Genomic DNA, 19,568 nt, shown 5'->3' with positions numbered 1-19,568 from the left:
TTGGATCTGGCCGCGGCCGATGCCGCCGCACGCGGCATGACGTATGCCGTTGCTAAGGTGAGTTCGCCGCCAGACAGCCGTTCGCTGCCGGGCCCCGTGACCGACCCGGTGGCGGCGCCAGGCCCGGTGGTGCTCGCAAGCGAGAGCGCGCCGGGCCGGGGCGACGAGGTTCGCCAGGTCCTGGGCCTGGCCCCGTTGACGGCCGTGGCGATGCCGGGACGGTGCGAGGACCCGAGGGCCGGGACGCTGTTGCGGCGCACGCCGGAATCGATCGAGATCGCCGAGATCGCCGACGCCCTGAGCTGGACCCGCGCCCAATGCCACGCCGCAGAGCAGAGCGCCCCCGAGTTGAACTGTCGCTCTGGCAGGCGCGCCCGCTGGTTCGACAGCAACCGCCCCTCCCCCCGGTCCTTCGAGTCCCCCGTGCCCCCGAGCCCCGTCCCTAACCTCTGCTAGCAGAGGTTAGGTGTCCTCCAGCAGGGTCTACCTTGCTGGAGGACACCTAAGCTGTGCTGAGGCGGGCGGCCGATCTCCCGGGAGCGCCTGTGCCCGTCATTCGGTAGCCATACTCGCCGCCGTAGTAGTCGAGTACCCGCTGCAACCGACTCGGGACGGCCATGGCGTGGATGCTATCGACGCTGCCGCCCGGACCACCCCGCTTCGACGCACCTCAGCGCACCAGTCGACGCTCCTCCGCCACCGAATTGCCCCCGTCGACGAGCAGCACCTGTCCGGTCACATAGGCCGCACCGGATGTGGCGAGCCAGGCGATCGCCGACGCAACCTCGGCCGGCGTGCCTGAGCGCCCGAGGGGCACCCGTCGGCCCTCCTCCACCTCGGCCGCAGTCTGCGAGCCCGTCGCGATCCACCCCGGGGCGACCGCGTTGACGGTCACGCCGTGCGGCGCTTCGTCCACGGCAAGCGCCCGCGTCAGGCCGACCAGCCCTGCCTTCGCCGCGGCATACGCCACGTCCCCCCGCATCGCCATGGCCGCGCCGGTCACGCTGGTGACATTGACAATGCGCCCGCCACCTGACGTTCGCACGTGCGGCAATGCCGCCCGGCACATCACGTATGCCGTGTCCAAGTTGCGCGCGAGGGACGCGCGCCAGCGCTGCGGATCGGTCTCGTCGATCCCGCCCTCGAGATAGTCGCCGTCACCGACCATGACCATGCCGGCATTGTTGACGAGAATGTCCACCCGGCCCGTGCGCAAGACCCCCTCTGCGACAAGGGCTTGCGCGCTTCCGGCAATCGTCAGATCACCGACCAGGCCGTATGCCGTGTGCCCGTCCGCCCGCAACTGCGCCACCCGCTCGTGCACCCGGCCGGTGGTCGCGCCGAGCACTAGTGCCGCGCCCAACTCACCGAGCGCTCGGGCGGTGGCGAACCCGATCCCGGATGCCGAGCCGGCGCCGGTGATCAGCGCTGTCCGGCCCCTCAAGTCGAATCCCGCGGGAAGCACGAGCGACAGCCTAGGCCGCCGTCGCTGCTTGAACTCCGCGCTCCGCGCCTCAGCAACCCCCCAGCCCAACGAGGTCCGTCGGGTCACCAGGCCTCCTGCCCCCAGCAACCCCGTCACCCCTGCCCACCGCCTCGCTCCTGACGCGGAGCCTCGCGCACTCAGCCGGTCAGGGCGCCACGTGTTCCGGCACGACCTCGCAACTCTCCCCCGACTGCTCGCCATGCCCGTACCAGTTAACCCGGTCGGAATAGCAGACGGTCACCTCCGCGGACTCTCGCGCCCCGGCGAAGCCGATCCGGCTGCCCGTGCCCACCGCCTCGATGTGGATCGTGGCGAAGGACCCATCCTGGGCGAAGGTCCCGTCCCACCCGCGAACGCGGATCCGGCAGCCACCATCGTGGGTGATCCGGTTGAACGTGATCGGCTCGTCAAGGACGTGCCCCGACCCCGCGGCGAAAGACCGTTGCCGCATGACCAGCGACCACTGTCCGGCGCACTCGTCGGCAACCGCTCGAGCTTGCCGGTCGGCGCTCGGCGCCACGACCTGAGCGAGCACCGCGATGCCGAGACCGAGCCCCACGGCGAGGGCGAGGACCCACCGCCATCCGGCTCGATGCCGTCTCGGCGCCACGGATGAAATCGCTTCGATCACGCAGCCGACGCTAGAGCCCCGGGCGCCCGCCACACCTGAGTACGACAACCCAGGCCCGCGCGAACCTCGGCCGTCCTCAAGTCCCCGTCCGACGACGCGCCCGCGTACTGTGCCCCTCGTGGCCAACTCCACCATCGCCGACGCCGGTGACGCGAGCGTGGCAGAGCGCTCGCGCAATCTGCGACGGATCGGCCTGACCCTCTTTGCCCTACCCGTGCTCGCCGCGGCTCTGGGCGTCTTCGGACCGAACGCCGGCCACGTGTCTGCGACCGGGTCGGCCTACCGGCTCGGCGTGGACTACCCGCGCGCCACCCGGTCCAGCATCGTCACCCCGCTCGTCGTCACCGTGACCCGGCCGGGCGGTTTCGGCGACGACCCGGTGATCGTGGCCGTCGATCAAGGCTTCCTCGATCGCCTGGACTTCCAGAACTGGTATCCCAACCCGTCCGCCGAGTCCAATGACGGCGACACCACAATCTACGAGTTCGACCCCCCGGACGGCGACACGCTGCGGGTCAGCCTCGATGCGCGCACCGGCCCCAACCAGGGCTACTCACACAACACGTATGCCGTGGCCGTCCTCACCGACGCCCACACACCGGCCGCCCGCGTCACCTTCCGCACGATCTTCTGGCCGTGAGGGGCGCGTCGTGGAACTGATCATCCGAACCGTTGTCATCTTCTTCGCGCTCTGGCTCGTCATGCGGGTCGCCGGCAAACGCCAGGTCGCGAACATGGATGCCTTCGACCTGGTGACAATCATCGTTCTCGGTGGCGTCGTCACCCAGGGCATCCTGCAAGAGGACTACTCGGCCGTGAGCGCCGTCGTCGCTCTCGGACTGGTCACCCTGCTCTCGGTGGGCCTGTCCTGGCTGGGTTGGCGCTTCCGGAAGGTGGGGTCGGTGATCGAAGGCAAGCCGACAATCCTGCTGCGCGACGGCCGACCGGACCTCCGCGCGATGGCCGCCGAACGCGTCTCCGAAGCGAATATGTTCGCTGCGGCCCGCGAACACGGCCTGCGCTCGCTCGAGGACGCCGACCTGATCGTCCTGGAGGCGGACGGCGCCTTCAGCTTCTTCGTCCGCGACGACTCCGGCGAGGCCGACCCGCCCGACGACACCAAGGCGCAAGCCGTCTGAGCGACTCGGTGCCGGCGGGGACTCCGCGCCGATAGGTCGCTCCGAGCGACCCGCGGCCGTTTCAGAGGTTGCCGCGCTTGTCCTGTTCGCGCTCGATCGACTCGAACAGGGCCTTGAAGTTTCCTTTGCCGAAGCCCAGTGACCCGTGCCGCTCGATGATCTCGAAGAAGACGGTCGGCCGGTCGCCGAGGGGCTTGGTGAAGATCTGCAGCAGATAGCCGTCCTCATCGCGGTCGACGAGGATCTTGCGCTTCTGCAACTCCTCGATCGGCACGCGCACCTTCCCGATCCGCGCGCGCAGCTCGGGGTCCTCGTAGTAGGCGTCGGGCGTGTCCAGGAACTCGACGCCTTCGAGGGTCAACGCGTCGACGGTCGCAAGGATGTCATTGGTCGCGAGCGCGAGATGCTGCGCGCCGGGGCCGGTGTAGAAGTCGAGATACTCATCGATCTGGCTGCGCTTCTTGGCGATCGCCGGCTCGTTGAGCGGGAACTTCACGCGGTGGTTGCCGTTGGCCACGACCTTGGACATCAGCGCCGAATAGTCGGTGGCGATGTCGTCGCCGACGAACTCGGCCATGTTCACAAAGCCCATGACCTTGTTGTAGAAGGCCACCCAGTGGTCCATCCTGCCCAGTTCGACATTGCCGACGACGTGATCGAGCGCCTGGAAGAGCCGCTTCGGGGCGCCCTCGCGCTTGACGAAGCCGGAGCTGCGGGCGACATACCCCGGGACGTGCGGCCCGGCATACCGCACGCCGTCGACCACCCGCTGAACCAACGTATGCCGCGTCTCGCCATAGGTGGCGATCGCCGCCAGCCGGACGGTCCCGAACTCGTCGGACACGTCGTAGGGCTCGGCGAGGACCGTGGCGCCCGCGCGGCGCGCCTGCGCGATGCACTTGTCGACATCCGGCACTTCCAGGCCGATGTCGACGACGCCGTCGCCGTGCTTGGCGTGATGGGCAATCAGCGGGCTGTTGGGGTCGACGGCACCCTTGAGGACGAAGCGGATGGAGCCCGACTTGAGCACGAAGGCCTTGTGGTCCCGGTTGCCGGTCTCCGGCCCCGAGTAGGCGATCAGGTCCATCCCCCAGGCGGACTGGAAGTAATGCGCCGCCTGGGTCGCGTTGCCGACCACAAAGACGATGGCGTCCCAGCCGGTGACGGGGAAGGGATCGGCGCTCTCGTCGTATTCGACGAGGCCGACGAGCTGCTTCAATTGCTGCAAGTCGAGATTCGCCTGGCGTTCCTGCTCGGTCAACTCCATTGTTGCGTCGCTCATCCCCCGAGCGTGACCGATGAACGACATCATGCGCAACCTGCTTGAGTATCTTTACTCAATTTGTTCAGTCACCAAGCATTTTGACCGGTCAACGTGGGACGATTCCATCGTGGCCCCCCCAGCACCCTTCCCTATCGACGCCCTGGATGCGCGGCTGATCGATGTCTTCACCGACGACCCCGACGTGGGCGTCCTCGGTGCCGCCCGCACCCTTGGTGTGGCCCGTGGCACCGTCCAGGCGCGCCTGGAGCGCCTACAGCAGCGCGGCGTCATTCGCTCCTTCGCGCCGACGCTGAGCCCGCACGCCCTGGGCTTCCCGGTGACAGCCTTCTGCACCCTGGAGATCCGCCAACGCCAAGGTCACGGGCCCGTCGTCCACCACCTGGCCGCGATCCCGGAGGTGCTCGAGGTGCACTCGATCACCGGCGCGGGCGACCTGCTCATCCGGATCGTCGCGCGCGACAACGCCGACCTCGGTCGGGTCATCGACGCGGTGGTCGACGATGTGCACGTCATCCGCGCCAACACCTCGATCACCATGGTCACCCACCTCGAACTGCGCACCGGGCCGCTGGTGCTGCGCGCGCTCGAAGGCTGACGGCCGAGCCGACCACCCCGCATACGCCAATGGGGCGCCCCCGCGAAGGGTGCGCCCCATTGTGCAGTCACGCGCGTATGCCGCAGCGCGGCACACGAGTCAGCCGCGGAAGGCCGCCCACTGCGCCTTCATACGAGCGTTCTGGCCTGCCGTGAACATGGTCATGCACGAGTCATAGGTGTAGTCCATGAAGTTCTTGATCGGGTCATTGCCCGGCGAGGAACAGGTGTTGCGGCCGGTCGGGCAGCCGAAGGCCGGCGAGGCCTCGGCGGGGGTGTCGGCGACCTGGTCGCCCTGGCCGCTACAGCCGCCCTGGAAGGTGTGCCACAGACCCATCCAGTGACCGACCTCGTGGGTTGCGGTGTCACCGAGGTTGTAGTTCGCAATGTTGCCGCCCGGCAGGGACTGGTCGAGCAGGACGACACCGTCCATCTTGCTGCCGGCCCCGCTGGAGGGGAAGGTCGCCCACCCGAGCAGGTTGCCGCCGAGGCTCGCGGTGTAGACGTTGAGGGTGTCGGTGCCGCCCTTGCGCAGCGCGGTCTTCATGGCCCGCTCGGCCGCCGTGCCCGGCTGGAGGTTGTTGTACCAGGTCGCGTTGTTGGTCTTCTTGGTCGCCACCAGCTTGAAGGTGAAACCGGCGGTCTTGTAGGCGGCGTTGAGGACCGCAATCTGCTTGGTGATGCGCGTCTGCGGGATATTGCCCTTGGTGCCGGCGGTGATGACGTTGAAGTAGACGGGCACGCTCACCAGGGCCGCCGGCGCGCGTCCGGCGGCATCGACGGCGCGTCCGGAGGCGTCGAGGTGCAGGCCGCGATCCTTCAGTGCCTGGGCGAACATCCGCTCGGCATTGGCGACCTCGGTGGGCGAGGCGCTGTTCGGGTCCTTGCCGTGCGCACCCTCGGCCAGCCGACCGACGGCGTCGGTGTGCGTGACGCAGGCCCCGGCCGGGCCGTCGACCGCACCGGCGGGCTTTGCTTGTGCGGGCAGGGCCCCCAGGCCGGCCACCAGCAGGGCGGCGCTCGGAAGCGCCAGAGCAAGACGTCGAGACATGACGCTCGGTTCCTTTCGTAGTTCCCCTGAGGCCGGCACGGCGGCGCCGGTCATGCGTTAGAACCTAACCCCATCCGGCGCCAGAGCGAAGAGAAACGCGCGAAATGCCTGCCCGGCGAGCTCAGTCCTCGCCGTCGGCCGGCGGCCGCAGGCCCTCGTAAATCTCCTTGCACACCGGGCATACCGGGAATTTGTTGGGGTCGCGGCCGGGGACCCAGACCTTGCCGCACAAAGCGACGACGGGCTCACCCGACAGCGCGGATTCGAGGATCTTCTCCTTGCGCACATAGTGCGCGAAGCGCTCGTGGTCGCCCGGCTCCTGCAGTTGTGGCACGACCTCGGTGCGCTCGAGCAGCGCGGTGCTCGTCTGCGGGCCGTCGGGCTGGTCCAGACCGGGAGTCTCGCTCATGGTGCGAAAGTCTAGGTCGCCGCGACGCTTCAGTTCAGCGACGGATCCTTGGGGAAGGTCGCCACCAGCGCGAGCGGACCCGCCTGGCGGGCGAGCACGTCATGCCAGAGCGCGCCGCTTTCCGGCGCGAAGACGTCCTGGGCCTCGCGAGGCACCACAAACCAACTGCCGCCCTCGATCTCCGACTCCAGTTGCCCGGCACTCCACCCGGCATACCCCGCATAGATGCGCACGCCATGGACGAGTGCGGACACGGCCGATGGGTCACTGTCGAGATCGACGAGCCCGACGCTGCCGAAGAGCCTGCGCAGTCCCTCCCCGTCGCCCGAACGCGCCGGCATGGCGACGACCCCCAGGGCCGTGTCGAACTGGACCGGCCCACCGTGGTAGACGACAGGGGCGCCCGCCGCCAGCCGGCCCCACCCGGGCAGGATCGCGTCGATCTCGGCATCGAGCGGCCGGTTGAGAATGATGCCCTGCGCTCCCTCGTCGTTGTGGTGCAGCACCAGGATCACGCTGCGGAAGAAGACACCCTCATCGATCTCGGGCGTGGCGACCAGCAACTGCCCGCTCAGGTCCGTCGTCCGCATACGTCCCATTCTCCCGTATGCCGTGCCACACGACCGCGGCCGACACCAGACCCAGCAGGTCGGCTGTCAGGTCGCCGAAGGAGCCATCGCGGGAGGGGATGAGCGTGGCCTGGAGGATCTCGGTCACCGGGGCATAGACGGCCAAGCCGGCCAACCAGGGCCGCCTCGGCAGGCCAGCCAGCAGCCCGAGGAGGGCCGGCACCGCGAAGATCAGGACGTGGATGATCTTGTCGGCATACGAGAACAGCGGCACCCCGTCACCGCCCGGCATGAACACGGCCACGGCATTCGCGAGCAGGGCGAGCGCGGTGAGTACGCGCAGAGGCAGGCGGTAGCGGGAGCGGAGCACGACGTCCTCGATCGAATTGAGCGGGTCGGCCGCACGGGACGGGCCGGACAACTACTGTGCCGCACATGGATGCGTTCGTGGAAATGACCGGGACCGGGACGGCGTCGGCGCCACCGGATGTCGTCGTGCTGGACCTGTCGGTGCGAGCCCCCGGATCCTCGGTCGCGGCCGCGCTGGGATCGGCCGACCAGGGCATGGCGGCGGTCATCGGCCTCGCCAAGGAGCGCGGGGTGCGCCCGAGCGATCTGCAGACCACGTCGGCGAGCGTCTATCCGCAGTACGACCGCGAGGGCGTCAACGTCAATGGCTATGTGGCGCAACAATCTTTGCGCCTGCGGGTCCGTGAGCGTGACCAGGTCGGCCTGTTGATCTCGGCCTTCTCCGATGCGATCGGCAACACCTTGACGATCGACAACATCTCGTTGCAGATCGCCGATCCGACACCCTTGCTCACCGAAGCCCGCCGCGTGGCCTTCGCCGACGCCGAAGGCAAGGCGCGCCAGTTCGCCAGCCTGGCCGGTCGCTCGCTGGGCCAGGTCGTCTGGCTGGTCGACGCTGTCTCCTCCGGCGGCGGCCCAATGCCCATGGCCGTGATGGCGGCGGACACCGCCAAACGGATGTATGCCGGCAGCACGCCGGTCGAGATGGGCGAGAACAGCGTCTCGGTCATCATTACTGTTCGTTGGGCCTGGACCTGACGTATGCCGTGGCTCGACATCCTCGGCTGGGCCGGTTCGGCCCTGCTGGTGGTCTCGGTCATGCAGACGCGCATCCTTCGGCTGCGCCTGCTCAACCTGGCCGCGACGATCGCGCTGCTGATCTTCAACTGGGGGTTGGGCATCTGGTCGATGGTCGCCATGAACGCGGTCCTGGCCGCCCTCAATGTCTTCTATATCGCCAAGCTCCAGCGTGAACGGCGGGCGGGGAGCACGGCATACGAGGTGTTGTCGGTGGACTCCGACGACACCTATCTGACGCACTTCCTGCGCCGTCAGGCGCGCGATATTGCCAGCTTCAATCCCGGACTCACCGGCTCGGTCGCGGCGGGCGCGGCGGCCTACCTGATCCAGCACGGCAATGAGACGGTGGGCATCGTCGTCGTTCGCGACGCCGGCGGCGGTGACGCCCAGGTCGAGCTGGACTATGTCACCCCGCCCTATCGCGACCTCTCCCCCGGCGAGTTCGTCTATCGCGAGAGCAATCTGTTCGCGCGCAAGGGTTTTCGGCGGATTCTGACGCCGCCCGGGATGCTCGCGCCCTATTACGCGCGGCTGGGTTTCACCCGCGACGGTGATCATTGGGTGCTGGCGGTGCGGGAGCCGAGTCCGGCAGCGTGATGAGGTCAGCCCGCGGTCCGGCCGTGGCCGGCACCGGTGGAGGTGGCGGGAATCGAACCCGCGTCCACTGACGATGAACCAGGACTTCTCCGGGTGCAGTGCGCTAGGGATTTTCTCGGCCCCAGGGCTGGCGCGCACACCTTCCCTGACAGGCCCAGTCGGATTAGCGTCCCGCGCCGCCCCCCGACAAGAGCGACGCGGCAAGTTTCCTAGCTGACGCCAGGCACTGAGACGGAAACTAGCTCAGGCTGACGGACTTCGAGGCTCGCTCAGGCGGCGAGGGCGAAGTCGGTGCGCTTGGAGTTGGCACCTATTGGTTTGCACGGAGCGTTCACGAGATAACCGTGCATCCTCGACCCGCTTCCCCTGGCAGACCGGCCAATGTCGAAACCGATCACCCCCTGGGAGCAGGCTGCCTCATCACGCTGTGGACTTGTCAATCCGGTCCGGTGTCGGACCGATGCATCAGTATGACCGGTAAACGTCGCCGTGCCCAAGTCCATTCCTGCCCCGGAGCCCATATGCCGTCCCCTCACCAAGCGTGCGCCCGCCGGCTCGCGGCGACATCGCTGGCCGCCCTCGCCGTGTCGGCGTGCACGGGCGGGCCTGGCCGGACGCCGAGCCGACGCCGCGAACCCGGTCGTCCACAGTCGTCGCTCCGCCCGCGGCCACGACACGGCTTGGCTGCGTCGTCAACACCGCCCTGCCCACACACTCGATCGCCGCCACGCTCCGGCCGATGCCGGGCACGGCTGCGTCCGTCCGGGCACTCGCGGCCCTGCCGGTGGCACCTCGGGAGCGCGGCACCGACTTCTGCCGGGCGGCATTTGGGCCCGATACCTGGCCCGATCTGGACGGCAACGGGTGCTCGGCGCGGCAGGACACCCTGCGCCGCCAGGCCCGGACGGTCCGCCTCGGTGTGATCAGGAGCCATAGCACCGGCTGCCACGAAGTGCTGGGCGGGACGTGGATCGACGCCTATACGGGCGCGGTGCTGACCGGCGCGAATATGAAGGATCCGCGCACAGCGGGCACGATTCAGATCGACCACGTGGTCTCACTCTTCGATGCCTGGGTCTCCGGAGCGCGGACCTGGCCACCGGCCAAGCGCGTCCAGTTCGCCAATGACACCTCTGTCCACGAGCTGTATGCCGTTGCGGCCCAAACAAACTTCGACAAGAGCTACCGCAGCGTCGAGAGCTGGCAACCGGCTCCGGCTGCGCGCTGCCGCGTGGCGCGAGCCGTGGTCGAGGTGAAAACGGCATACGGGCTGTCGGTCACGGCGGGGGAACGGGACGCGCTCGCGAGCATGCTGCACACCTGCTGATCACTGAAATCAATCCGTTACCAACCGACGTTTCACCCCCGGCGTCGAATGAATGAGTCGGCCGGAACGCGGCCGACGCAATCAAAAACACTCTTCCCCAAAGGATTTCGCTATGCCCGCAAACCTTTTGACCGCCGCCGCTGCCTCCCTCGCCGCACTCGTCCCCGGCGCTGCCGCGCTCGCCCCGGCGCTCACCCTCCCGTCGGCCGCTACGGCAGTGGTTGCTGCGTCCGCCGAGCGGTGCGCGACCCCGGCGATGTTCACCTTCACCCCGACGTCCGGCAGCTACTTGGGCGCCAAGATCACCCGCGAAGTCGTCGCCGGCGCCGCCAACTGCGCGAGCGCCAAAGGCGTGCCGAGTTTCGTCAAGAGCGTGAACGCGAGCGCGAACGCCCAACTGGCGCAGTGGAAGACGGACTGGAAGTCAATGAAGGTTCCAGGGCTGCCGACCATGGGCAGCTACGGCCGCACCAATTCGGTCGTGACGGACGTGCCCGGGCTGGTCGTGCTCAAGGGCCGCGCGGACCTCTACTACGGCGGGGCGCACGGCGTCGACACAGTGACCTACGACATCCTCAACACCGGCACCGGCGCGCTTGTCACGAAGGACAGCATGCTGGACGAGATGCAGGGCCTCGGAGGCCCGAACTGGAACTTCGAGCGCGAGCTCAACCACTGGGCCCCGACAATCGAGGGGCTGCCGGCCGGCCCCATCACCCGCGACCTGGTCTCCCTCTATCCCGCCCGCACCGGGATGCACGTCGCCGTCGGCCACTGCGCCGCGTATGCCTGCGCCGCCGGCGTCGTGGAATACACCATTCCCTGGTCCAGCCTGGTCGCCCCCGACGCCGACCTCAGCTTCGTCCCGAACGCCTGGGGCCTCTGATCCTCAGATCATCCATAGGTGGTAGCAGGGGAGGCAAAGTGTGCGCTGTAGCGCACGCTTTGCCTTTCCTACTGACGGGTCGCGATCCCCTTTCGGGTCCGATCTACCAGCTGCCGCCGGAGGAGCCGGAGCCGCCACCGCCGGAGAAGCCGCCGCCCCCACCGAAGCCACCGCCGCCGTCGAAGACGCTCGTCCCAGACGAGCCGGCCGTGGACACGAACGTGCCCGCCGCCTGGGTGGCAAAGTCGTCCACGCCGGAGGTGATCGAGTCGAAGAAGCCACCGGTGCCCCAGCCGGGTCCGATGTACCAGATCGGCGGGTTGATCGCCACGCCCGCGGCGGCCGCCGCCGCGGCCACTTCCTCGAAGGTTTTCGACCACTTCTCGGCGACGCCGAAGACGATGGCATAGGGCAGATAGCGCGAGAAGATCTGCTGCGCTTCCTCCCACTTGATCTGGCCGGCCTCGGCAGTGACGAGATACTGCTTGAAGCCCAGCGACTGCGCCAGCACCGCCGATCCGTCGGCCGTCCGGGACGCCATCCGACGCCCGAGCAACTGCACGATGACCCCGGACAGCGCCAGCCCGAGCGCCAAAATCGTGGTGCCAGACAACGGGATCGCCGACAAAGGGCGACCCGCGGGCACCCGCCCGGCGAGGAAGAAGAAGGACATCACGCCGAGCAGGATCAGCGCGGATCCGAAGCCTGACCAGGTGTTGCGCTGCGACTGCGGCGAGCGCCGGAACCACCCGCGCCGCACCACCTCGTTGTACATCGAGCCCTTGACCGCGCTCAGTGTCGAGGCGAAATTGTTCTTCAACTCCGACAGTCGCACCTGGTCGCCCATCGCGAAGAGCCCGTCGAGGAGCACCTCTTCGTAAGAGCTCAGCGCCTGCGCCCCGCTCGGCGGCGTGGTGCGCGTCAGCATCCAGTCGGTACGCCCGAAGGACTTCTGGGTTTCGGTGATCGTCAAGTAGCCACGCACGGCCAGGTCGAGGATCGTCGCCGTCACATCGACGGTATTGGCCTCCTCGTCCAGGACCGTCCCGACCATGCCCGGCTGCACCCCGGGCGGCGGGTTGAACTGCACCGCCACCGCGCCCTGGCGCGAGCCGCGCACGACCGTGCCCCCGTCACCGGCCCCGGGCGAGAGCCCTGGCGTCAGGCCGGCATACTGCTCGTCGCGGCCACGCGTCCAGACGAGCATGCTCATCCCGGCCGCCGCGAGGAGCGGCAAGAAGACGCCCAGGCCGCCGGTCAGCTGGCCGAGCAATCGGGACTCGGCGGGCGAGACGGTGGGGTCCGAACTACCCGAGCCTTCATTGCCCGTCGACCCCTCCACGAGATTGGGCGTCAGGTCCCCGAAGGCCGAACGCGGCAGGGACACCGCGACGGACATCGCCTGACCAGGCTCCAGATCGGTGTGCGCAAAGCGCGTCGGCGATCCGATCGCGGCCTCGCACAGGCTGTTCGAGCCGACCGGACCGTAGTTGCAGGCCGCCTGCAGCGGCGTCGCCGGCGCCTCGATTGTGGCGGTCACCGAGTCGTACCACTCCTCGTTCGCCGCGCCGACGACGTCCTGGACAAACTCCGCACGATCGCTGTCGATGGCATTGACGACCTTGGCGAGGGTGTAGGCGATGACATAGGTCTGCGAGCCACTGACCGTCTCGTCCGGGCTGCCGATCCGCAGGTGCAGATACGCGCCATAGTCGCTCTCCTGGACGTCCGCCGGTGCGCCGGAGGGCGAGGAGACCTCCAGATCACTCAGTTCGTAATACCGATAGACGTCCTCGCGATTTTGATAACCCGCGCGGACGCGGATGTCGCGGGTGATGCCGTGCTTGGCCTCCCCGTCGGGGAAGGCGTGGGTGATGGTCTCGGTGATGCGCACCGAACCGTCCTTGTTCAGGACCATCGCATTGTCGTATGCCGTGTTGCGCTCCCCCGTGCCCACCGCCACGAAGCCGCGGTCGAGACCCGCCGGGGCCGCCAACGCGGGGACGAACACCCCGAGCGCAAGCACCAGGGCGACAATCAGGCTCGTGGCACCGCGACGCACGGAGGTCACCGGCCCCGGCTATGCAGGGCGCGGTCCATCTCGCGCTGGTCCTGGCGCTCGCGCAGCGCATGCCGCTTGTCGTAGGCCTTCTTGCCGGTGGCGATGCCGATCTCGACCTTCGCGCGACCGTCCTTGAAATACAGGGAGAGCGGCACGATGGTCCGCCCGCTGGCTCGGGTGGCGGCGTCGAGCTTGGTCAACTGATCTCGATGTAGCAGCAGCTTGCGGCGGCGGCGCGGCGTGTGATTGGTCCAGGTGCCCTGGACGTACTCGGGGATGTGCACGCCCTCGAGCCACAGTTCGCCACCGTAGAAGGTTGCATAGCCGTCGACGAGCGAGGCCCGGCCCATTCGCAGTGACTTCACTTCGGTGCCCATCAGCGCAATGCCCGCCTCGACGGTGTCCTCGATGAAGTAGTCGTGGCGCGCCTTGCGATTGCTCGCGATGACCTTGCGTCCCGCTTCCTTGACCACCGTGGCACTATCCTCGTCATCCGGGCGGCCGCAGGGTGCGACCGTCGGCGCTCACGCTACCTGGCCGATCCGACAACCTCGCGCGGAAATCGCGTCAGAGCCACTTGCGTGGGTCGACCGGGACGCCGTTCTCGCGGGTCTCGAAGTGTAGATGGCAGCCGGTCGACAAGCCGGTCGTCCCCACATACCCCACCAGTGCACCGCGGGCTATCGAACCGTAGCCGGCCACGATCCGGCTCATGTGGTTGTAAGTCGTCGCCAAGCCGACGCCACGCTGGATGCCGTGCGAGATGATCACCTGGTTGCCGTAGCCGCCGCCCCAGCCGGAGCTGACGACGGTGCCCGGTGCCGCTGCATAGATCGGGGTGCCGCACGCCGCCGCATAGTCGCGGCCGGCGTGGAGCCGCCAGTAGTGCAGGATCGGGTGGTAGCGCATCCCGAACTCCGAGGAGATCCAGCCCGAGGACGGTGCGGACAGGAATCCGCCGCTGGACGTCGGTGGGGGGTTCGTTGTCGGGTTGGCACTCCCCCCGCCGTTGTTGTTGTGCTCGGCGGCGGCCGCCGCGGCCGCAGCCGCGGCGGCCTTGCGCTTGCGTTCCTCTTCGGCCGCGATCGCGGCGAGCTTCTTGGTGATCTTGTCCGACTCAGCGTTGAGGTCGGCGATCCGGTTCTTCTCCGCCGACCGCTGGGTCTCCAAGCTGGCGGTCAGCGCGGCCTGCTGAGAAACCAGGCTGTCCAGCTCGGCCTTAGCCGCAGCAGCCGCCTGGGTGGCCGCCGTCGCCGCCGCCTGTGCCTGCTCGGTGCGCCGCTGCGCCTGCTGGGACCGGGCGCGCAGGGCGGCCAGGTGATCGGAGGTCGCGGTCAGGCTCGCCGACTGGGTGGACAACCTGGTCAGGGCGCCATTCTGGATGTCCATGACGGTGTCGGCCATGGCCATCCGGTCGGCTAACTGCTGGGGATCGGTGGCCTCCAGAGCCACCGACAAGGTGCCCGTGCCCTGCTCCTGATAGAGCTGGGATGCGAAGCCGGCCACCGTCGAGCGGGTGTCCGCGAGATCGCTGCGGGTGTCCGCGAGATCGCTGATCGCGCGTTGCTCGTCGGCCTTGGCGACCGCGAGGTCGGCGAGGGCCTGCTGGTTCGCGGCTTCCGCCTCGGCCTGCGCCGCCTGTGCCGCGGCCACAGCGTTCTGCGCGGCCGGGACCTTCGACTGGGTGTCGGCCAGCGCGGCATACGCCGAGCGGAGCTCCTTGGACGTGTCGTCGAGATCCTCTTTGGCCGCGGCCAGCTTCTTTTGGACGCTGGCCTTGTCGTCGTTCAAGTCGGCGGCCGCGCTGCCGGCAGACAAGGTTGCCCCGGCGAGCGCGCTCGCGAGCAGGGCTCCGGCCGCAAGCCCGCGCGCCAGTGCGCGGTGGGGTCGTCTCATGCGCATCATCGGTCCCAAGAGTAGCGAGGACCGGGCCGTCCGGCTATCAGCTTCGCCCGCGTGTCCCACCCTCGATTTCCGGCTCGCCGGACCCCTGGCCGCCGGGTCGATGGGCGGCGACGACTTGGGCAGCGACGGCGGCCAACCGGGTGTTAGTGCGGGTAGATGCCCGCTTGAGAATGTCGAAGGCGGCGGCCTCGTCGACGTTGCTGGTCGCCATCAACAAGCCGATGGCCTTGCCGATCTCCCTGTTGCTCTCCAGACCAGCCCGCAGATTGGCTGCGCTCTCCTGCTCGAGCTGGGCGCGCAAGGTGACACCGGCGAAGGCCGCAAGGATCGTGCCCGCCGCGGCGGCCTCGTCATCGAGTGCTCCCGGTCGGTCACTGAAGATGTTCAGGGCGGCCCGGCCCCCCGGACTCGGCCGCAAGCGGTAGCCGATCATCCCCCGCACCGGCGTGTCGGTCAGGACCCGTTCGCGCAGCCGCGGCCACTGCGAGTAGGCGCTGATGTCCGCGTCCATCTGAAAGCCTTCCTCGGTCAGCGCATCGAGGCATGGACCCTCACCGACCGAGTTCTGAAGTTCGTCGACCAACCGGGCCTGGTCGTCGGTCGCCGCGATCGTCCTCATTTGCTCGCCCCGCGCGACGAGCACGCTGATGCTCGCCCGGTCGGCTCCGGGAATCAGGTCCAGGGCGATCGCGCAGATCTGTTCGAGGCTTGCATCGAGCGAGTCCGCGGCATACACCCGCTCCGCCAGAGCAGCGAAGTGGGCGATTGCCTCCGGAGGGATGGTCGGCTTGGTCGGGTTCACGTCATGACTCCTCACACCAGTTTGCATCGTCGGTCTGCGAGTGATGAGATCTTCACGCACGCCGAAACGGTCCAACAGAGTCCGGCCGCTCGACACTCCGGTGCCGAAGGACGACCCTGCCATGGACTCCGATCATCTGGACACCCTTGTCCGGAACGCGCTCGCGGAGCACGACCCGGCTCGGCAACGCCACCTGCGACAGCTTGCCGTGGTAGCTGCTCTGCCCCTCGCCGACGGAACCGCCCGTCGCTTCCGCGGACGCGGCGTCGACGCCGACGACCTGGAACAGGTCGCCCGCCTGGCCCTGGTCGACGCCGTGCATCGCTTCCCCGGCAACAGCCAGGCCCGCTTCGGGGCGTATGCCGTCGCCACCATGTCGGGCGCGATCAGACGTCACTTCCGGGATCACGCGTGGAGCGTTCGGCCGCCTCGGGCCTTGCAGGAGTTGCAGGCCCAGATCGCACCGACCGAGGCGACCCTGCAGCAACGGCTCGGCCGGAACGTCACCGAGGAAGAAGTAGCCCAGGCGATCGGCGTCCCGTTGGCGGATCTCGCGGCCGCGCGACTTCTGCACGGCGCCTATTACGCCATCAACATCGACATGGGGGGCGGCGACTCGACCGGTGGCGGCGATGACCCGGTCGGGTCCTGGGAGCGGCATGAGGCGCTGCGCGCAGCGGTGGCCGGCCTGAGCACTCGTGAGCAGGAGATCCTCCGGCTGCGCTTCGTGGAGGATCTTCCGCAAGCGCGCATCGCGGACCACATCGGCACGAGCCAGGTTCAGATCAGCCGAATCCTGGCCGGGATTCTCCCAAAACTGCGTCGTCAACTCCAGCACGTGATTTAGCGAAGCCGGAGGCGGTCGGCGACGACCACCTCGACCGGCCTTTCGAAGCACACCAGAGCCTGATCACCGAGCGGGGCACTGGCGCCCGCAGCCATCGGCGCCGGGACGATCTGCGAGGTGAAGCACGCCATGGCGCGGGTCTTGACGGCCACCGCCGCGGGAGGCGGCTGGTGCTGCCAGAGATCTGACCAGGGCAGGTTCTCCGGCCGAGCGGTGTGCCACAACTGAACGGGCATCTCCACGTGCAGGGCGCCGAGCCCAGCCGCGACTTTGGCCGCCGCCGCACCGACCGATTCCTGAGCGGGCGCGCCGTCGAGGCGATAGGGCGCGAAGACGAGTTGCGCCGGGGCGAGATCGGTCACGCTCGTGAGCCGGTCGGCGATTTCGCCCTCATTGCCGGCAAGTGCCTCGACGGGCAGTTTGAGGTAGATCAGCCGAGACGCCGGCAGCAGGATGTCAAGCGCCGACCGATGTTCACGCAGCCGGCGGGTTGCCAGACCGATCTCATCCTCGCCGTATGCCGCTGCGGCGCGCACATCGCCCGCGCTGAGGGTGACGACGTCCACGGCGCATCCGCGTTTAGTGAGGCCGACCAGCAGTCCACCGATCGCGAAAATGCCCTCGCCCGGCACAGTGTCCAGCACGAGCGCGCGGTCGGGCGTGCCGAGGCTCCGCCAGGTCAGTTCGGGCAACGCGGCGTTCGCGAGGGCGGCTCGCCACTCTGCCTCGCTGGTGCGGCCGGCAACCGGCCCGGGGATGGGGGGCAAAAGCGCCATCGTGGGCGATTCCTCCTCGCGGGTGTCCACACTGTCACCCGCGACTTACCCAGCAACCGCCTCGGCTATACCCCCCGACAGGTCACGATCGGGACACGGTCAGACCCGCAGATAGCGCCACAAGGTGATCGTGGACGTCACGATGCCGAGCAACAGCGCGGTGCCGCCGAGGTAGGGCGCGATACTCCAGACATCGCCCGCGCCGATGGTCGCCTGGTTGAGGACGACGTTGCGCGCGTTGCTGCCCACCAGGGCCTTGACGCAGGCGACGAGCAACCCGAGCGCCAGCCCGGCACCGACGAGAGCCGCGATCAGGGTCTCGGCGATGAAGGGCAGACGGATGGCCATATTCGACGCACCGACCAGCCGCATGATGCCGATCTCGCGCCGCCGACTGAACGCCGCCTGCCGGATCGTCGTGGCCATCAGCAAGGTGGCACAGACCACCATCAAGCCGGCGAGCAACACCGAATACCGGGTGAACCGGTTGAGGATCGTGAACAGCTTCTCCAGCACCTTCTTTTGGTCCTGGACCGAGGCGACCCCCGGAGCATTCTCGAAGGTGCTTGCGACGACCTCGAACTTCGCCGGATCGGACAACTGGACGCGATAGCTCTGCGGGATGTCGCCGACCTTGACATTGCCGACGAGCGGGGTGTCCTTGAATTGCTCGCTGAAGCGCTTGAAGGCGTCCTCTTCGGACTCGTAGAAGACGTCCTTGACCAGCGGACGCAACTGATCGAGCTGGGTCTTGATATTGGCCTTCTGGTCCTCGGTCACCGCGCCCGCACAATTGGGCTGTCGAGAGTCCTTGGTGCACAAGAAGATCGAGACCTGAACGCGGTCATACCAATAGCCCTTCATGACATCGGCCTGGCGCTGCGCGAGCAGACCGAGACCGAGCAGGAAGAGCGAGATCATCGTGACCAGGACCACCGAGATTGCCATAGACAGATTGCGGCGCAGGCCGACCCAGACGTCGCCGAGGAGAAAACGCAAGCGCATGGCCTAGTCCTCCCCACGCACGACGTCATCGGCCCAGGTCTCCGGGGGCGTCCACAGGTCGCTCTCGTCGAGTTCGGTGGGCACCGGCCGGGCGGGGACATCGGGTCGCGGGACATACGAACCCTGGGCTTCATCGCGCATGACCTTGCCGTCCGCGAGTTCGATGACGCGCCGGCGGAACTCATCGACGATGACATTGTCGTGGGTAGCCATCAGGACGGTCGTTCCGTTCGCATTGATCGAGGCGAGCAGGCGCACGATGTCGAGGCTGGTGACCGGATCGAGGTTGCCGGTCGGTTCGTCGGCGAGCAGGATCGCCGGCTTGTTGACCACGGCCCGCGCGATCGCGACCCGCTGTTGCTCACCGCCGCTGAGCTCGTGGGGCATCCGCCGTCCCTTGCCTTCGAGCCCGACCAACTCCAAGGTCTCGGGCACGACGTGCTTGATGACCCGATTGGGCTTGCCCAGCACCTGCAGGGCGAAGGCGACGTTCTGGCCGACCGTCTTGTTGGGCAGCAGGCGGAAGTCTTGGAAGACCGTGCCGATCTGCCGGCGTAGGCGCGGCACCTTGCGCGGCGCGAGCAGGCCGAGGTCGTGACCGGCCACGAGCACGCTGCCCGAGGTCGTCGGCTCCTCCCGGATGACCAGGCGCAGCATCGTCGACTTGCCGGACCCCGAGGGGCCCACGACGAAGACGAACTGGCCCCGCTCGACCTCCAGGCTGACGTCGTCGAGGGCGGGACGCGTTGTGCGCGGGTAGGTCTTGGTGACGTTCTCGAAGCGAATCATGAAGGCAGGAGGGGAGCTTTCGCATCAGTACAGGACGGTCGACGGATGCCGGCCGGGTGCTCAAGCATAAGTCGCGCGGTTAGTGGTCACTTGGCGCGTCCCGGGCCGCGTGTCGCGACCTTCGGTCGGTTAGGTTGGCCCATTGCCAGTGCCTGGCTGTTGCTGTGAAAGGTCCCCCCATGCCTCGTCCCCAGCCCGTGTGCCGTTCGCTGACTTGGGCGTTCGCGCTCCTCGCCGGCGCCCTCACCCTCCCAGCCGCCGCATCCGCGCCGCTCGCCGGCGCGGCAATCGACGGCGC

General features: G+C 68.2%; 23 protein-coding genes and 1 other RNA gene. 9 read left to right on the top strand and 15 right to left on the bottom strand.

The features are described 5' to 3' along the window. Positions 1 to 456: hypothetical protein (locus tag PKH97_RS02745; RefSeq protein ID WP_324385873.1), on the top strand; the 456-nt coding region annotated here is incomplete at its 5' end. A 214-nt stretch (positions 457 to 670) separates the two neighbouring features. Here PKH97_RS02745 and PKH97_RS02740 read toward each other — a convergent pair. After that, complete coding sequence (locus PKH97_RS02740; RefSeq protein WP_324385872.1) at positions 671 to 1,465, bottom strand: SDR family NAD(P)-dependent oxidoreductase; 795 nt, start codon at positions 1,463 to 1,465, stop codon at positions 671 to 673. Between the two features lie 166 nt (positions 1,466 to 1,631). Continuing rightward, positions 1,632 to 2,117, bottom strand: a complete 486-nt coding sequence (locus PKH97_RS02735; protein WP_324385871.1) for a hypothetical protein — start codon at positions 2,115 to 2,117, stop codon at positions 1,632 to 1,634. A gap of 118 nt (positions 2,118 to 2,235) precedes the next feature. Between PKH97_RS02735 and PKH97_RS02730 the strand changes: the two genes are divergently transcribed. Both PKH97_RS02730 and PKH97_RS02725 read left to right on the top strand, forming a co-directional pair. Next, on the top strand, positions 2,236 to 2,757 hold the full coding sequence (locus PKH97_RS02730; protein WP_324385870.1) for a hypothetical protein: 522 nt from the start codon (positions 2,236 to 2,238) through the stop codon (positions 2,755 to 2,757). 10 nt (positions 2,758 to 2,767) lie between these two features. Beyond that, positions 2,768 to 3,256, top strand: coding sequence for a YetF domain-containing protein (locus PKH97_RS02725; protein ID WP_324385869.1), 489 nt, complete (start codon positions 2,768 to 2,770; stop codon positions 3,254 to 3,256). A gap of 61 nt (positions 3,257 to 3,317) precedes the next feature. Here the strand turns inward: PKH97_RS02725 and hppD are convergent, their stop codons facing one another. Continuing rightward, complete coding sequence (hppD, locus tag PKH97_RS02720) at positions 3,318 to 4,538, bottom strand: 4-hydroxyphenylpyruvate dioxygenase (protein WP_324385868.1); 1,221 nt, start codon at positions 4,536 to 4,538, stop codon at positions 3,318 to 3,320. Between the two features lie 109 nt (positions 4,539 to 4,647). Between hppD and PKH97_RS02715 the strand changes: the two genes are divergently transcribed. Then, complete coding sequence (locus PKH97_RS02715; protein ID WP_324385867.1) at positions 4,648 to 5,136, top strand: Lrp/AsnC family transcriptional regulator; 489 nt, start codon at positions 4,648 to 4,650, stop codon at positions 5,134 to 5,136. A 99-nt stretch (positions 5,137 to 5,235) separates the two neighbouring features. Here PKH97_RS02715 and PKH97_RS02710 read toward each other — a convergent pair whose 3' ends face one another. The 4 genes from PKH97_RS02710 to PKH97_RS02695 all read right to left on the bottom strand — a co-directional run bounded on the left by PKH97_RS02710 (position 5,236) and on the right by PKH97_RS02695 (position 7,534). Next, positions 5,236 to 6,186: a zinc metalloprotease gene (locus tag PKH97_RS02710; RefSeq protein ID WP_324385866.1), complete on the bottom strand. Its 951-nt coding sequence runs from the start codon at positions 6,184 to 6,186 to the stop codon at positions 5,236 to 5,238. 121 nt (positions 6,187 to 6,307) lie between these two features. Continuing rightward, positions 6,308 to 6,595, bottom strand: coding sequence for a DUF3039 domain-containing protein (locus tag PKH97_RS02705; protein ID WP_324385865.1), 288 nt, complete (start codon positions 6,593 to 6,595; stop codon positions 6,308 to 6,310). Between the two features lie 29 nt (positions 6,596 to 6,624). Next, on the bottom strand, positions 6,625 to 7,185 hold the full coding sequence (locus tag PKH97_RS02700; protein ID WP_324385864.1) for a YqgE/AlgH family protein: 561 nt from the start codon (positions 7,183 to 7,185) through the stop codon (positions 6,625 to 6,627). After that, complete coding sequence (locus tag PKH97_RS02695; protein WP_324385863.1) at positions 7,130 to 7,534, bottom strand: hypothetical protein; 405 nt, start codon at positions 7,532 to 7,534, stop codon at positions 7,130 to 7,132. Before PKH97_RS02695 ends, PKH97_RS02700 begins: the two co-directional genes overlap by 56 nt. 65 nt (positions 7,535 to 7,599) lie before the next feature. On the opposite strand from PKH97_RS02695, the gene PKH97_RS02690 reads away from it, so the two are divergent. Both PKH97_RS02690 and PKH97_RS02685 read left to right on the top strand, forming a co-directional pair. After that, entirely contained in the window at positions 7,600 to 8,232 is a 633-nt protein-coding gene (locus PKH97_RS02690; protein WP_324385862.1) for an SIMPL domain-containing protein, read from the top strand. Positions 8,233 to 8,235: 3 nt separating this feature from the next. Beyond that, positions 8,236 to 8,871, top strand: coding sequence for a hypothetical protein (locus PKH97_RS02685; RefSeq protein ID WP_324385861.1), 636 nt, complete (start codon positions 8,236 to 8,238; stop codon positions 8,869 to 8,871). Positions 8,872 to 8,905: 34 nt separating this feature from the next. Here PKH97_RS02685 and ssrA read toward each other — a convergent pair. Further along, positions 8,906 to 9,273: a transfer-messenger RNA gene (gene ssrA / locus PKH97_RS02680) on the bottom strand. Positions 9,274 to 9,610: 337 nt separating this feature from the next. On the opposite strand from ssrA, the gene PKH97_RS02675 reads away from it, so the two are divergent. Together PKH97_RS02675 and PKH97_RS02670 are read left to right on the top strand one after the other, a co-directional pair. After that, positions 9,611 to 10,198 (top strand): hypothetical protein, encoded by a 588-nt coding sequence (locus PKH97_RS02675; RefSeq protein ID WP_324385860.1) that lies wholly within the window; start codon positions 9,611 to 9,613, stop codon positions 10,196 to 10,198. 112 nt (positions 10,199 to 10,310) lie between these two features. Next, a complete protein-coding gene (locus PKH97_RS02670) occupies positions 10,311 to 11,084 on the top strand; it encodes a hypothetical protein (RefSeq protein ID WP_324385859.1) in 774 nt (257 codons plus the stop codon). 103 nt (positions 11,085 to 11,187) lie between these two features. On the opposite strand, the gene PKH97_RS02665 is transcribed toward PKH97_RS02670, so the two are convergent. The 4 genes from PKH97_RS02665 to PKH97_RS02650 all read right to left on the bottom strand — a co-directional run bounded on the left by PKH97_RS02665 (position 11,188) and on the right by PKH97_RS02650 (position 15,853). Then, positions 11,188 to 13,155, bottom strand: a complete 1,968-nt coding sequence (locus tag PKH97_RS02665; protein ID WP_324385858.1) for a DUF2207 domain-containing protein — start codon at positions 13,153 to 13,155, stop codon at positions 11,188 to 11,190. Then, complete coding sequence (smpB, locus tag PKH97_RS02660; RefSeq protein ID WP_324385857.1) at positions 13,152 to 13,619, bottom strand: SsrA-binding protein SmpB; 468 nt, start codon at positions 13,617 to 13,619, stop codon at positions 13,152 to 13,154. Before smpB ends, PKH97_RS02665 begins: the two co-directional genes overlap by 4 nt. 94 nt (positions 13,620 to 13,713) lie before the next feature. Then, positions 13,714 to 15,042: a M23 family metallopeptidase gene (locus PKH97_RS02655; RefSeq protein ID WP_324385856.1), complete on the bottom strand. Its 1,329-nt coding sequence runs from the start codon at positions 15,040 to 15,042 to the stop codon at positions 13,714 to 13,716. Between the two features lie 46 nt (positions 15,043 to 15,088). Continuing rightward, positions 15,089 to 15,853, bottom strand: a complete 765-nt coding sequence (locus PKH97_RS02650) for an ANTAR domain-containing protein (RefSeq protein ID WP_324385855.1) — start codon at positions 15,851 to 15,853, stop codon at positions 15,089 to 15,091. 121 nt (positions 15,854 to 15,974) lie between these two features. On the opposite strand from PKH97_RS02650, the gene PKH97_RS02645 reads away from it, so the two are divergent. Then, positions 15,975 to 16,700, top strand: coding sequence for a sigma-70 family RNA polymerase sigma factor (locus PKH97_RS02645; RefSeq protein ID WP_324385854.1), 726 nt, complete (start codon positions 15,975 to 15,977; stop codon positions 16,698 to 16,700). Here PKH97_RS02645 and PKH97_RS02640 read toward each other — a convergent pair. The 3 genes from PKH97_RS02640 to ftsE all read right to left on the bottom strand — a co-directional run bounded on the left by PKH97_RS02640 (position 16,697) and on the right by ftsE (position 19,270). Continuing rightward, positions 16,697 to 17,476, bottom strand: a complete 780-nt coding sequence (locus PKH97_RS02640) for a PIG-L family deacetylase (protein ID WP_324385853.1) — start codon at positions 17,474 to 17,476, stop codon at positions 16,697 to 16,699. The two genes, PKH97_RS02645 and PKH97_RS02640, sit on opposite strands and share 4 nt — an antisense overlap. A 99-nt stretch (positions 17,477 to 17,575) precedes the next feature. Then, a complete protein-coding gene (ftsX, locus tag PKH97_RS02635) occupies positions 17,576 to 18,481 on the bottom strand; it encodes a permease-like cell division protein FtsX (protein ID WP_324385852.1) in 906 nt (301 codons plus the stop codon). Between the two features lie 3 nt (positions 18,482 to 18,484). Next, the gene (gene ftsE / locus PKH97_RS02630) at positions 18,485 to 19,270 is read right to left on the bottom strand and encodes a cell division ATP-binding protein FtsE (RefSeq protein ID WP_324385851.1); all 786 of its coding nucleotides are present in this window, start codon (positions 19,268 to 19,270) and stop codon (positions 18,485 to 18,487) included. Positions 19,271 to 19,568: the final 298 nt, after the last annotated feature.

This window comes from Nostocoides sp. (genome assembly GCF_035343835.1).
GTDB lineage: Bacteria > Actinomycetota > Actinomycetes > Actinomycetales > Dermatophilaceae > Nostocoides_A > Nostocoides_A vanveenii.
Note: the sequence above shows the minus strand (reverse complement) of the source record. Positions and strands in the feature narration are given on the sequence as shown.